The sequence below is a fragment of the Solirubrobacter deserti genome (genome assembly GCF_027587175.1).
GTDB classification, from domain to species: Bacteria; Actinomycetota; Thermoleophilia; order Solirubrobacterales; family Solirubrobacteraceae; genus Solirubrobacter; species Solirubrobacter deserti.
The window spans coordinates 43,977-58,752 of record NZ_JAPCID010000001.1; the positions used below are offsets into that span (position 1 = coordinate 43,977).

The 14,776-nt window shown below is 72.9% G+C and carries 6 protein-coding genes and 1 tRNA gene; all 7 read left to right on the top strand.

The features are described from left to right. Positions 1-7 precede the first annotated feature (7 nt). The gene (locus tag OJ962_RS00235) at positions 8-868 is read left to right on the top strand and encodes a 3'-5' exoribonuclease YhaM family protein (protein WP_238931589.1); all 861 of its coding nucleotides are present in this window, start codon (positions 8-10) and stop codon (positions 866-868) included. Positions 869-893: 25 nt separating this feature from the next. Next, complete coding sequence (locus OJ962_RS00240; protein ID WP_202954804.1) at positions 894-1,838, top strand: NAD-dependent epimerase/dehydratase family protein; 945 nt, start codon at positions 894-896, stop codon at positions 1,836-1,838. Between the two features lie 36 nt (positions 1,839-1,874). Continuing rightward, entirely contained in the window at positions 1,875-2,963 is a 1,089-nt protein-coding gene (locus OJ962_RS00245) for an imelysin family protein (RefSeq protein ID WP_202954803.1), read from the top strand. 1 nt (position 2,964) lies between these two features. Beyond that, positions 2,965-5,376 (top strand): FTR1 family iron permease, encoded by a 2,412-nt coding sequence (locus OJ962_RS00250; protein WP_202954802.1) that lies wholly within the window; start codon positions 2,965-2,967, stop codon positions 5,374-5,376. Positions 5,377-6,099: 723 nt separating this feature from the next. Further along, positions 6,100-6,193 (top strand) — tRNA-Sec (locus tag OJ962_RS00255). A 167-nt stretch (positions 6,194-6,360) separates the two neighbouring features. After that, the gene (locus tag OJ962_RS00260; RefSeq protein ID WP_202954801.1) at positions 6,361-13,986 is read left to right on the top strand and encodes a DUF7507 domain-containing protein; all 7,626 of its coding nucleotides are present in this window, start codon (positions 6,361-6,363) and stop codon (positions 13,984-13,986) included. Further along, positions 13,973-14,731, top strand: coding sequence for a L,D-transpeptidase (locus OJ962_RS00265; RefSeq protein WP_202954800.1), 759 nt, complete (start codon positions 13,973-13,975; stop codon positions 14,729-14,731). Before OJ962_RS00260 ends, OJ962_RS00265 begins: the two co-directional genes overlap by 14 nt. The last annotated feature ends 45 nt before the right edge of the window (positions 14,732-14,776 follow it).

Here is a 14,776-nt window from a genome sequence, read left to right on the forward strand (position 1 = left end):
GTCAGTATTGGCTGCCATCACGACGACCATCGCGACACTGAGGGCGGGAGATCCCGTCGACGCCATCTTTGCGTGCTCTCGCAAGGATCGGCTGACCGCGCGTTCCGGTTCGCCGTACCTGGCGCTCGAGTTCCGCGACAAGACGGGCACGATCCCGGGCCGCGCGTTCCGCGACGCCGACGTGCTCTCCGGCCGCTTCGAGAAGGGCGATCTCGTCCGCGTCGAGGGCCGCGTCGAACGCTTCCGCGACGAGCTTCAGCTCGAGGTGCGGCAGATCACGCGCGCCGACGCGTCCGACCCCGCCGCGTTCCTGCCCGTCGCCTACCGCAACCTGGACGAGCTCGACGGCTTTCTCGAGCACCTCGCCCGCGAGGTCCACGACCCCGCGTACAGCGCGCTGTTGCAGCGCATGCTCGACGACGCCGCCCTGCGCGCCGAGTGGCGCCGGGCGCCGTGCACCCGCGGCGGCCACCACGCCTACCTCGGAGGGCTGCTCGAGCACACCGTCGCGGTCGCGACGCTCGCGCAGGAGGCCTGCACGCTGCACCCGCGCCTGAACTCGGACCTCCTGATCACGGCCGCGCTCGTGCACGACATCGGCAAGACGCGCGAGTTCACCTACGGCGCGGAGATCGGCCTCTCCGACGAGGGACGGCTGCTCGGCCACATCGTCCTCGCGCAACAGCTCCTCGACCGCTACGAGCTGCCCGACGACCGCCGGCTCGCGCTCATGCACTGCGTGCTGACCCACCACGGCGCGGACACCGCGCCCGGGCGCCGCTTCGGCTCGGCCGAGGCGCTCGCCCTGTACCGGCTGAACGCGCTCGACGCCTCCGTGAAGGGCGCGCTGGAGCACGGACTCCCGTAAGACGCGCAACTGCTAGGTTGCGCATATGAAGCTGCTCGTCCTCGGCGGCACCGTCTTCCTCGGCCGCCACGTCGTCAACGAAGCCCTGGCGCGCGGCCACGAGGTCACGATCTACAGCCGCGGCCTGCACGGCACGCCGCACCCGGACGTCGAGCAGGTCATCGGCGACCGCGCCGACGTGACGCCCCTGCGCGGCCGCGCCTGGGACGCCGCGATCGACACGTCCGGCATGACGCCCGCCCAGCTGCGCGGCTCGGCGAGCCTCGACCTCGGCCACTACGTGTTCGTCTCCAGCTGCAACGTGTACCCGGACTGGCCCGAGCGGCCGGTCGACGAGGACTCCAGGACCTGGCAGGACGGCGAGGGCTACGGGCAGGACAAGGCCGCGTCCGAGCGGGTCGGCAGCGAGGCGATGGACGGGCGCTTCGCCACCGTGCGCGCGGGCCTGATCGTCGGCCGCCACGACAACATCTTCCGCCTGCCGTGGTGGGTGCGCCGGATCGCGCAGGGCGGCCGCGTGCCAGCGCCCGGTGCCCCGGACCGGCCGATCCAGATCATCGACGCGCGCGACCTCGCCGCGTTCTGCCTGCGCCTCGCGGAGGAGCGGACCAGCGGCGCGTTCAACGGCACGGGCCCGATCGGCCAGACGACCTGGGGCGAGCTGCTGGCCGCGGCCGGGGACGCCGAGCTGGTCTGGATCCCCGACGAGCAGTTGGTCGAGGCGAAGGTCCAGGAGTGGACGGAGCTCCCGATGTGGTTGCCGGCGGACGCGTATCCGGGGACTTGGCGCATCGGCACAGCGAACGCGCAGGCCGCCGGCCTCACCACGCGACCCGTCGCGGACACCGTCGAAGACATCCGGGAATGGCTCCAGACCGGCGGTGAACGCGAGATCGGCGACTACCGCGCCGAGCTGCGCCCGCCGGACATGAGCTCCGAGCGAGAGGCTGCGCTGCTCCAGCTCGTGTGATAGCTATTCGGGTTCCCTAATTCGGAGCCCAACCGCATGTCGCGCATCACCCTCGTGGCGCTCACCCTGCTCGCACTCGTCGCCAGCGCGTGCGGAGGGGAAGACGAGCCCGCCCCGGCCGCGGCGACCCCCGCCGCAACTGAAACCGCCGCAGACCTCGGCGCCATCAAGACCTACCTGCTCGATCACACCGATCGGCTGGTGAGCTCGGTCGAGCAGCTCCAGCGGGACGCGCAGGCCTACCACGACCTGGCCGAAGCCGCCGACTTCGATTACGCGCAGCTGCTCGACAGCGAGCGCGAGGCGGTCGCCGGCGCCGTCAAGAAGGTCCAGGACGGCCACATCAAGGCCAACCCGGACTACGAGGAGATGGAGGGCGTCGTCGCGGGCGTGCCCGAGCTCGCCGACTACGACGTGATCATCGACGCCGGCGGGGACGCGTCCGACCCGGAGAACGCGGTGCCGTTCTCCTTCAAGACCGAGGACGGCCGCGAGTTCAAGCAGCCCGGCAACTTCTTCGCGCTCGTGGAGACGTCCGCGTTCGGCACCGAGCCCAAGTTCCAGGCCAAGGGCGTCGAGCCCGACCTCGACGGCGACGGCCAGGTCAGCTTCCCGGAGGCGCTGCCCGACGCGCAGTTCCTGCTCGCCGCGACCACCGAGTTCGTCAAGTACGCGAAGGAGCTCGACGCGGCCGCGGAGGCGTGGCAGCCCAAGCTCGAAGACGCGTTCACGGCCGTCGTCGTGATGACCCCGACGATGTCGGAGTACTTCGACGCCTGGAAGAACTCGCGCTTCATCGCGGGCAACCAGGCCGAGGAGAAGGCCTTCGTGGCCACCTCGCGGCTGTCGGACATCCGCGACATCCTCGGCGGCATCGTCCTCATCTACGACAACCTCAAGCCGTCCGTGGAGGCGACCGACCCGGACGGCGCCGCCCAGACCGCGAGCCAGCTCGCCGAGCTGCACGACTTCGCCGAGCGCCTGCTCACCGAGGAGCAGGGCGGCAAGCGGTTCACGGCCGAGGACGCCGACACGCTCGGCTCGGAGGCCCAGCGCCGCGCGGAGGCGATCGCGGGCCAGGTGTCCCAGCAGGCCGGCAAGCTGAACCTCCAGCTGGAGTCCTGAGGTGCGGCTCGCGCTGGCCCTCCTGGCGGCGCTGATCCTGGCCCCGGCCGCGCACGCGGCCGAGCCCTGGAAGGCCGCGGGCACGATCAACGACGGCCTCTTCGCCGCCCAGACCGAGCTCGTGCTGTCCGGCCCGGACACGGCGGCCAAGGCCGTCAACCGGGCCCGCGGGGCGTACGGCGGGACGCTGGCGGCGGCGATCGAGCGCGCGGACCCGGACGCCGACGAAGCGATCACCGAGCACCTCCGCGCGGCCGCCAGGGCGGCCCGGCGCGACGACGCCACCGCGCTCGCCGCGGCCCGCGGCGCCGTGCGCGCCGCCGTGCTGCGCGGCGCCTACGCCGTCACCACCCAGGCCACCGCCCGCGGGGACGCCGCCACCGCCCGCCGCTGGCTGCTGCTGCGCGAGTTCCGCACCGCGACCCGCTTCACGCGCCCGGGCGCCCAGGCGACGCTCGCGCTCGACCAGCTCGCGCGCGGGAAGATCGACGGCCGGACCGCCAACCAGGCCGTCACCAAGGACCTGCTGGACGCCTACCAGGCGCGCCTGCGCGAGCTGCTCGCCGACGTGCGCCGCGGCATCGAGCAGGACCTGCCCGCGCGCCGCGCCGAGGCCGCCGAGCAGGCCGCCTGGTACTTCTCGATCCTCGCGACCCGCTACGAGCAGGACCGCGGAGCGGCAGCCCGCCGCGCGGCCGAAGCCGCGTTCGCCGGCCTGCCGGACACGCTCGACCGCGCCGAGGCGGCGCTCGTCGGCTTCACCGCCGCGCCCTTCACGCCGCAGGAGGCGGCCCGGCGCGCCCAGCAGCTGCTGCAGTTCCTCGAGCTCGTCCCGGTCGAGTACGGCCGCGGCGTCAAGGACACCAACGTCACGCGCGACTTCGAGATCCAGGAGGCCGTCGCCTTCCGGACGGGCGCCGTGGGCGCGTTCGCCGACCTGCGCGACCAGCTCGCCAAGCGCGACCCGGCGCGCACGAAGGTCGCCGCCGACGCGATCGGCGAGCTCGGCAAGCTCGTCGAGCAGGCGAACCGCAGCAAGACCGGTGTGCCCACCCACGAGCAGGTCGAGCGGGTGGAGCTGCGCGCCGAGACCGCGCTCAAGGCCGCGATGCCGAAGGCCTGGACCGAGGAGACCGACGAGTCCGACTACGACCTGATCGCGCTCACGCTGGACCGCATGGAGGCCGCCGTCGGCGCCGGCCAGTACCGGCAGGCCGAGCAGGCGCGGCTGGAGGCGTACGCGTTCTTCGAGTTCGGGCCCGAGCGCCGGCTGCGCTCGTTCGACCCGGGCCTGGCGCTCGACGTCGAGGGCCTGATCTGGTTCGGCGCCGCCGGCCAGGACGGCCTCGCGACCCAGATCGCCGAGCGCGCGCCGCGGCGCGCGATCCGCGAGACGCGGCTGGCGCTGGACACCAAGCTGGCCGACTCCGCCGCCACGCTCGGCGACTCGGCCAACAAGGCCACCGTCGTGACCAACAGCGCGATCATCGTCTTCCGCGAGGGGCTGGAGGGCGTGCTGATCCTGGCCGCGATCACGGCTTCGATGGTCGGGATGCGGCGCCGGCTGCGGCGGCCCGTGTTCATCGGCGCGCTCGCGGGGCTCGGCGTCTCGATCGTCACCTGGATCCTCGCCCAGACGCTCCTGCAGTCGCTGGAGCGCTACGGCGAGAAGCTCGAGGCCGTCGTCGGCCTGGTCGCGATCGGCGTCCTGCTGCTGATCACGAACTGGTTCTTCCACAAGGTCTACTGGTCGGAGTGGATCGCCAAGTTCCACCGCCAGCGCAAGCGCTACGAGAAGCTCGAGCGCCAGGGCTTCATCTCCGCGCAGGCGATCGGCCTGTTCGTGCTCGGGCTGACGAGCGTCTACCGCGAGGGCTTCGAGACCGTGCTGTTCCTGCAGTCACTGCAGCTGAGCGCCGGCACGGCGGCCGTGGTCGAGGGCGCGAGCCTCGGCCTGGCCTTGACGTTCGCCGTGGGCGGCGTGACGTTCTTCCTCCAGCGCAAGCTGCCCTACAAGAAGATGCTGATCGTCACCGGCGTCTTCATCGGATTCGTGCTCGTGGTGATGGTCGGCCAGACGGCGCGCACCATGCAGGGCACGGGCTGGATCCCGATCACGCCGATCGACGTCTCGCTCCCCTACTGGCCCGGCCTATGGCTGGGCGTGTACCCGACGGTGGAGACGATCGGCGCGCAGCTGGCCGCTGCCGCGTTCGTGATCGGCTCCTACTTCCTGGCGCAGGAGATGAAGGTCAAGCGGCCACGGCGGCGGTCAATGCGCCAGCGCGCGGGCGGGACGAGCGAGCCGGAGCGGACGGCGGTAACGCCGGACGGGCAGGCGGCGGTGGGCGGCGATGGGCAGCGTGAGCCCGTGCTTGGCGGCGACCCGGCCGATCAGGTCCGCGTCGAGTGAGCCGTGGCGCTCGAGGACCAGCTCGGAGCCGTCGAAGCTCACGATCGACGTCGAGCACGGGCGGTGGTGCGGGTAGCGGCGCCGGTTCGCCCGCTCGTTGCGGTGGCCGATGAAGACCACGTCGTCGCGGTGACCGAACTCCCTTGCGATCTCGCCGATCGCGTAGTGGGTCTCGTGCTTGTTGGCGTTCGCGCTGGTGATGTAGAGGATGTCCTCGCCGATCAGGTCGAGCACCTCGCCGACCAGCGCGTTGGACGGGCAGGCGTCGCCCGGCGTGATCAGCTGGACGGTGCCGCCCACGGTCAGGTGCGCGGGGATGTGCGCGGCGGCGGGGCCGCGGAAGCCGATCGGGCCGAGCGCCTGCAGGTCGGCCATCGTGCCCATCAGCGCGCTCCACGGCAGCTGGACCGCGTCCCAGTCGAAGACGCGGTTCGCGCGCTCGGGCGTGGTCGTGACGCTGCCCACCTGGTCGCGCGGGCGGCCCTTGAGCGCGTTCATCGCGCGCAGTGAGGCCAGCTCGGGCCGGGCGGCGAGCGCGCAGAAGTTGCCGAAGGCGTAGAAGAGCGCGAAGCCCTCGGCCGTGGCCTGCGCGGCGCGGGTGCGGTCGGCGAGGGAGGCGATGTCGAGGATCGGCTGCATGTGGGAGCCGTTGTCCCACATGCAGCTTGGCCTCTTCTTGGAACTACGGGTTCGTCGTCGCCAAGGTGAACTAGCCTGCGCGGCGGAGCGGCCCGGGGCTGGTGCCCCAGCGGGTCTTCAAAACCCGTGGGCCGGTGTAGCCCATCGGTGGGTCGGTTCGATTCCGGCGCCGCTCCGCTGAGCCGCACACGGTTCGCCATCGGCCGGGCCGGCGGCGTGAGCCGGGCTGTCCTTCAGGTGACGGTCGATTCAAGCGACGTGGTGCCGGCGTCGATTGGCCGGGGTGCCGGTCCCCATCGCCTTGGGGTGTGCCGGCTGCCCCCCAGCCAGAACAGGACCATCTGAATGCGCCTCTTGGTCGTCAGCACGCTCGCGGCAGTCTGCGTCCTCGCGTTCGGCAGCCCGGCTGCCTACGCCGACGGCTCGCCGGACATCTCCGCCGACGTCTCCTCGTCCGTCGTGCTCTACGGCAACCAGCCGCACGTGACGGTGACGGCCGCCAACCCGCCAGGGACGTACGGCTACAACCTCAGCTTCCGCGTCGTGCTTCCAGCCGGCGTCACCTATGCCGGCGGCGCCTCCGTGGCCCCGCGCGAGATCATCGGCCAACCCGCGGCCGGCCAGCGAACGCTGATCTTCGAGAACGTGTCCGACCTCTCCCCGGGCTCGTCGCGCGAGCTGGGCTTCGACGTGGCGTACTCGAACGCGGCGTATGACGCGGGCGACGCGTTCGCCGTCACCGCGCAGGCGTTCCTCAACAGCGATCCGCGTTACGTGCCGAAGTTCACCGCCACCGGCACGCCGAACGGCCCCTCGGCGACGAGCTACACCGGCTACACGCCCCCGGCGTCAGGGACGCAGTCGCTGAAGGCGATCGAGGTCCGCAAGAGCGAGCCGTCGCCCGAGGGCGAGATCCTGCGCGGCGTCCACGACCATCAGACCGTCTACACGTTGACCGTCGCCAACAACGGCGTGCGACCGACGACCGGCACGGTGCTCGAGGACTACCTGCCGGCCGGCCTGGAGTTCCTCGGCTGCGGCGGTCCGGGCGCCGATCACACCACCGACGCGCCGACCAACCCCGGGTCGGCCGAGGAGTATCCCGGCGCAGGCCCGATCACCGTCCCTGCGCTCGGCGGCTGCACCGCACCGCTGTCGGTCGCGACCGAGACCGTCGATCCCGACGGTCCCGTGGGACCGCTCCCGAACGGCGTCTACACGCACGTCACGTGGTCTGTCGGCACGCTCGCGGCGGGCGGAAGCCAGGACTTCACGTACCGCGCCGCAGTCCCGATGCGCGCGAACACCATGACCTTCTCCGGCAGCCAGCCGGCCGCCGCCTCGCTTGGACAGGCGACGAACCTCGACAACAACTCGGGACCGGAAGTGACCGACGAGACCGCGCTGCGCAACCACGCGACCGTCACCGGCACCTACCAGGGCACGACGCCCCGCACCGTCTCGGATGCGACCACGCTGACGCGCACCGCGGAGGACTGGGTCGTCCGCAAGTCCGGCGACTCCAGCGGCCTGGCACAGGGCGCGCTCACCAACTGGACGCTCACCTTCGAGACGGGGGAGTACAAGTTCGCCGACGACGCCACGGTGACCGACACGCTGCCGAACGGCCTCTGCCCGCTCGACGCGACGAACCGCACGTCGAGCAACCACGCCAGCGACGGCGAGTGCGATCCGGTCGTGGGCCGAACCCCATCCGCGCCGTACACGTCCGCCACCGAGAACGCCGACGGTACGTGGACCCTGGTGTGGGACAAGAGCACGTTCGCGGCGCTGGCCCACACCGACGTCAACGACACGTTCACGCTGACGTTCCCGACCCGCACGCGACAGCGCTACCAGTCGAACTTCCTGCCGACGACGCCGATCCTCACTCGCGACGCGATCACCAACACCGTGGCCACGAGCGCCTCCGGCTTCGCGCGCTGCCTGGGCCCCGGCAACGCCGACTGTGCCGGCGGCGGGACGCGCATCGCCCACGACGGCGTCGACGGCAGCCCGATCCCGGACGCCAGCTCCGCGGGCCAGGTTGCCGGTGACCCGACGATCGACAAGCGCGTCGCGGCGTCGGGCACCGACTGCCAGCTCGCCAGCTACGTCACGACCGTGCCGCACTACCACCCGGGCGACCGGATCTGCTGGAAGCTCCGCGTGGAGTTCCCGGGCGCGCTGGACACTTCGCCGCAGGCGGTGGCGGACTACCTGCCGGCCGGCGTCAGCTACGAGGCCGGCAGTGAGGCGGTGACCGCCGACAACACCGTCACCGCCACGGTGGACGAGACCCGCGCGGCCGACGGGCTGCTCACGTGGACCGTCGCCGGCGGCACCGTCCCGACCGGTAGCCGCGTGTTCGAGCGCGTCATCTCGACGATCGCCCAGCCGCCCGGGACCGCCGTCAACGGCGACGTCGTCGGCAACCTCCTGAAGTTCTCCTCGCTCAACACCGCCTCCGTGTCGGTGCCGCTGCGCGACCAGGCCGACTATGTGCTCGACACGCCGGTGGTCGGGCTCACGAAGGGCGTCGAGCGGATCGTCCGCGGCGCGACCACGGTCAACGGCCCCAACGGGCCCAACGTCGACAACCGCACCGTCAAGGGCGGCGACGAGGTCACCTACCGCGTCGACGTCTCCAACACCGGGGCGCAGGACGCGCTCGACGTCGAGGTCTGGGACCTGCTGCCGGCCGAGTACCCGTGCCCGGCCGCCGTCGCCGCGATCAGCGATTCCGGGGCGTGCGGCGCCGCGGACCGCGTCGAGTGGACCATCCCCACGCTCGCCGCGGGCGCGACCAAGACGCTGACGTACACCGCCACGGTGCCCGACGACATCGGCCCCGGACGCGCGCTCGACAACGCGGCGGGCGTGCGCGGCTTCCAGGGCGCGACGAACCTCGGCACCCGCTTCGACTATCGCCCGGCGAGCAACATCGACGGCGCGGCGACGCCCGCCAACGCGCCCGCCGCCGACGACGGCAGCCGCGTCACCGCGGCCGACGCCACCGTCACCAAGACGCACACCACGAGCGTCACCGAGGGCGGGAACACCGCGGCGCAGGCGACGATCGGCGAGGACATCACCTACACGGTCACGGCCACGGTCCCGGAGGGGTCCGAGCTCGGCGGCGCGGTCGCGCTGACGGACACGGTCGACTCGACCACCCGCCAGCCGTATGTGAGCGGCACGGCGACCGCGACCTTCAACGGCGGCGCACTGCCTGTCGGGTTCACGCTCGACACCAGCGGGACCGTGCCGCGCGTGGTCTTCCCGAACGACTACGCCAACGCTCCCGGCTCCGGTGATGATGTCGTCGTGCTGGTGTTCACCACCCGCGTGGCGGACGTGGCGGGCAACACCGCGGCGTCCGGGAACCTCACCAACCAGGCGGCGCTCACCTGGACCGACCCGGTCGACGGCGCGCAGACGCGCAACTCGACGACCGTCTCCACGCAGGTCGTCGAGCCGCTGATCACGCAGGCCAAGACCGACGACAAGAACCCGGCGCGCGTCGAGCCCGACGACATCGTCACCTACACGGTCACGACGACGAACTCGGCTGCCGCTCGCACCTCGACCGCGCACGACGTCGTCATCAGCGACGCCGTCCCGGTCGGCCTGACGCCGATCGCCGTCGCGCCGGGCAACGCCGCGCTCGCCGACGGCGCGACCGTGCCCGGCACCGGCGGGGCCGTGTGGGACGCAGACACGCGCACCATCGTCAAGACGGTGGCCACGATCGCCCCCGGCGGCTCCTCCGCCTTCAGCTACCGCGCGCGGGTCGACAACCCCGCGATCGGCGGCTCCAGCCTGACCAACACGGTCAGCGCCACGGCCGCCAGCCTGGGATCGGCCGCGACCGGCCGGCGCACCAGCGGTACGCGGTACGCGGCGAACGCCAACGACACGATCCAGATCGGCGGGGCGACGGTGACCAAGAGCGGCTTGCCGACGACCGCGACGATCGGCGCGCCGGTGACCTACACCGTGCGCGTCACGATCCCCGCCGGCATCTCGCTCTACGACGTCACGGTGACCGACGTGGTCCCCGACTCGATCGACGTCGACGGCTACGGCGCCGAGACGTGCGTGAGCGGCTGCCCGCTGGTCAACACGATCGGCCGGTACACGCCCGTGGTCAACGGCAACGGCACGACGACGATCGCCTGGGATCTGGGTGACCTCGCCAGCCCGTTGGCGGTGGCGCAGGTGATCGACCTCAGCTACAGCGGGCACGTGCGCGCCACGCACCGCAACGGCGGCGCCAACGTCGTCGCCGCCCAGACCGCGGTCAACTCCGTCACGGTCGCGAGCAACCGCAGCAACCTCGACGGCGCGTTCTCCCCCGCGACGATCCCGACCGGGTTCGACGACACGTCCACGCCGGCGACGTCGACCACCACCGTGGTCGAGCCGGCCGTGACCGTCGACAAGGTGGTCAAGGTCGCCGCCGGTGCGTTCACCGACGGGCCGGCCACGGCGCAGTCCGACGACGGCCTCACCTACCGCGTGGTCGTCCGCAACACCGGCACCGCGCCGGCGCTCGACGTCACCGTCACCGACCTGCCGGACGCTGAGCTGACGGGGATCGTGCCGACGGCCCAGGCCGGCGTGACGGTCACCGACGGCTGGAGCGCCGCCGATCGCGACCTGACCTGGCAGATCGCCGGCCCGATCGCGCCCGGCGCCGACGTCACCCTCACCTACACGGCCGCGCTCGTGAGCGCGAGCACCCTCAGCGACGGGCAGGCGATCGACAACACCGCGGCCGTGCCGCACTACTTCGGTGTGCCGGCCGCGACCCGCGGCGCCAATCCGGGCACCGTCTACCGCGATTACACCGACGGCGGCTCCGACACCACGAGCGTGGTGGTCGACTTCCCGACCTTCGCCGTGGTCAAGACGACCGGCGCGGGCGGGTTCCCCGACACCGGCAACGCCGAGGTCGGTCAGCCGTTCGCCTGGCGGGTCGTCGTCACCAACACCTCGACCACCGCGACCGCGACCGACGTGCACGTGACGGACACGCTGCCGGACAACTGGAGCTACGTGACCGGCTCGGCCAACCTGTCCGAGCCGTCCATCGCCGGGTCCACGCTGGACTGGACGATCGCGTCGCTCGCGCCCGGCGCCAGCGCCACCATCACCTACTCCGCTCGGCCGCTGCTCGCCGCGGCGACGTCGCCCGGCCTCGGCGCGGGTGCGCACGTCAACGGCGCGCGCGTCACCGCCGCCGAGGACGAGGCCGGCAACGCGGGCAACGCGGACGGGCCGTACGAGAGCACGCCCGATACCGCCACGGCCACGCTGCGCGTGCCGACGTTGACGCTCGCCAAGACGCCGGACCACGGCGCGGCGACCGCCGGCGACGCGTCGTCGTTCACGCTCACGATCACGAACACCGGCGCGGTCACCGCGCGCGACCTGGACATCTCCGACGTGCTCCCCGCGGGCCTGGCCTACACCGGCGGGGCCGCCACGGCGAGCCCCGCCGGGGGCTTCTCGGAGACGTCGCGGGCCGCCGGTCCCGGCGCGGGCGAGACGACGGTCCACTGGCGCGTCGCCACGCTCGCCGCCGGCGCCTCCGTCACCGTCACCGTCCCGGTGGCCGTCGACAGCGGGCTGACCGCCGGCACCACGCTCACCAACACCGCGAGCGTGGAGTCGGACGAGACGCCGGGCCCGGTCAGCGACACGGGCTCGCTCGACGTCACGACCGGGACGGACGTCTCGATCGCCAAGTCCGGCGCGGCGACCTACACGCCGGGAGCGAACTACACCTGGCATCTGCGCGTGCGCAACCACGGGCCGTCCAGCGCCCGCGCGGCCGCGGTCTCCGACACGCTGCCCGCGGGCACGACGTTCGTCTCCGCCGACGCGCCCTGCGTGCACGCCGGCGGCACGGTCACCTGCACTCCGGGCACGCTCGCGGTCGGCGCGGACGTCACCTATGACGTCGTCGTCGCGGTCGACCCGGCGCTGACGGTGCCCACGCTGAGCAACACGGCGACGGTCTCGACCACCACACCGGACGCGGACCCGAGCAACGACAGCTCGACGTTCGGGCCCACGGTGGCGCCGCTGGCCGACGTCTCGGTCACCAAGACCGCGAGCCCGAGCGCTCCGCTGGAGGGCTACGGCACCAGCTTCACGCTCACGGTCCACAACGCCGGGCCGTCCGTCGCCCGGGCCGTCACGCTCACCGACGTGCTGCCGGCGGAGCTCCCGTTCGCCTCGGTGGACAACGGCGGTTGCGCGCACGCCGCCGGGACCGTCTCATGCGCGCTCGGCGACCTCGCCCCCGGAGCCGACGTGGTGATCCGAGTGGCGGTGAGCACCGGCATCCTCGGGACGTTCACCAACACGGCCACGGTGGCCACGACCACGCCCGAGCCGCCTGGCGGCGGAGCGCCGAACAGCGCGCAGGCGGACGTCACCGTGCGCCCGATCGCCGACCTCGCGCTCGCCAAGACGGCACCGCCGACCGTCGCGGCGGGCGGCGCGTTGACCTGGCAGCTGACGGTCACCAACCACGGCCCCAGGGACGCGACCGGCGTCACCATCTCCGACCCGTTGCCCGCCGGGACGACGTTCAGCTCTGCCGATCCCGGCTGCGGCATCGCCGCGGGCGTGGTGACGTGCGCGGTCGGGGCGCTGGCGAACGGCGCCTCCGCGAGCCGCTCCGTGACCGTGACCGTGCCGCATGCGCTGGCTGGGACGACGGTGCTGAACACCGCGACCGTGCGCGCTGATCAGGGCGATGACGACCCGAGCGACGACACCGCGACCGCCACGACTCAGGTCGGGCCTTCGGCGAACCTGGCGATCGTGAAGTCCGGCCCCGCCGCCGTCGAGGCGGGTGGGACCGTCGCGTGGACGCTCGCGGTCTCCAACGCCGGCCCGTCGACCGCGACCGCTGTGCGCGTCATCGACACGCTGCCGTCCGGGGTCGAGCTGGTCGGCGCGACGCCGACGCAGGGCAGCTGCGCCGCGGCGGGCGGGACCGTCGAGTGCTCGCTCGCGACGCTGCCCAGCGGCGCGGCCGTGCAGATCCAAGTCGTCGCGCGCGTCCCCGCCGCGCTGGAGGGAGCGACCCTCGTCAACCGGGCGTCGGTCGCAGGCGAGCAACCCGACCCGAACCCTGCGGACGACGCGTCGTCGTCGACGACCCGCGTCGACCCGCCCGCACGCACCGGTTTCGACCTCGCGCTCGTGAAGGCGGTCGCCGGCTCCGCGAAGCCGCAGCTCGGCGCGCCGTTGCGGTACACGCTGACGGTGAGCAACGCCGGGCCGGCGACGGCCACGGCGGTCAAGCTCGTGGACACGCTGCCGGGCTCGGTCGAGTACGCGTCCGCGGCGTTGCCGGGCGGCAAGTGCGCCGAGCGCGCCGGCGTCGTGACGTGCACGCTCGGCGCGCTGGCGCCCGGAGCGACCGCGCAGGCGACGGTGACGGTGCGACCGGTCCGTGGCGGCACGGTCCGCAACACCGCGACGGTGAGCTCGGCGATGGCCGACCGCGATCCGGCCAACGACCGGTCGACCGCGACGGTCGAGGTCGAGGAGCAGCCGGCCGCCCTGAGCATCGTCAAGACGGCGGTCACCAAGGGCGTCGTGGCGGCCGGCGGCCGCATCCGGCTGAAGATCCGCGTCAAGAACACCAGCCCGCACGCCGCGGCCGACGTGATCGTGTGCGATGACCCGGGCACCACGACGTACGTCAAGACGGCTGGGGCGCGCTTCCGGAACGGTCGCGCCTGCTGGACCGTCGGCGTGCTGGCCGCGGGCGCGTCGCGGACGTACACGGTCACCGTCCGCGTGAACCGCCGGACCTCAGCCGGCACGCTGCGTGCGGGCGCGACGGTGAAGGCGGGGAACGCCCGGACGAGGCGTGACGCAGCGAAGATCCGCGTGAAGCCCGGAGCGGCTGCGGGCCGAGGAGCCGGCGGTGTCACCGGGTAGCGCGCGGGCGGCGCGGCTCGTCGCCGCGCCGCTGATCGCGGCCGCGGTCGCGGCCGGCGGGACGCTCACCCCGCCGGCCGCGGCAGCGGCGAGCACGCCCGACGAGGTGCGCGGGCCCACCCCACGACGGGCGTGGACCGCCCGCGTGATGGTCCCCACCGCCGTGCGGGCGCGTCCCGACGTGCGCGCGCGCCGGACGGGGCGGGTGGACACGGTCGCCGCCTGGAACGGAGGCAGCGTCGAGCTGCTCGTGCTCGCCGCCCGGACCGACGCGCGGGGGCGTCGCTGGATCAAGGTGCGCCTCCCGGAACGGCCGAACACCCGGTCGGGCTGGATGCGGGCCGACTTCGCCCGCCTCTCCACCGTGCGCTGGCGAGTGGTGATCGATCTGCGCGACCGCCGCGCGCGGGCCTATCACGACGGGCACCTCAAGCGCTCGTGGCCGGTTGTCGTCGGCAAGCGTGCGACGCCGACGCCGCGCGGGCGCTTCGCCGTCTATGAGCGCGTCCGCCAACCCGCCGGGTCTGAGCTCGGGCCCTACGCGCTTCACCTCACCGCACACTCGAAGACCCTCCGCAACTACGGCGGCGGCCCAGGCCGGATCGCGCTCCACGGCCGTGCCGGCGCGCTGCTCTCGGACCCGCTCGGGTCGGCGGCCTCCCATGGATGCGTCCGGATGAACAACCGCGTGCTGCAGTGGCTGGCACGACGGGCGGCCCCAGGAACGCCCGTGGAAATTCGCTGAACCCGCATTGTCAGACAACTGTCACTTTTGCAGTCGAGCGTGCAG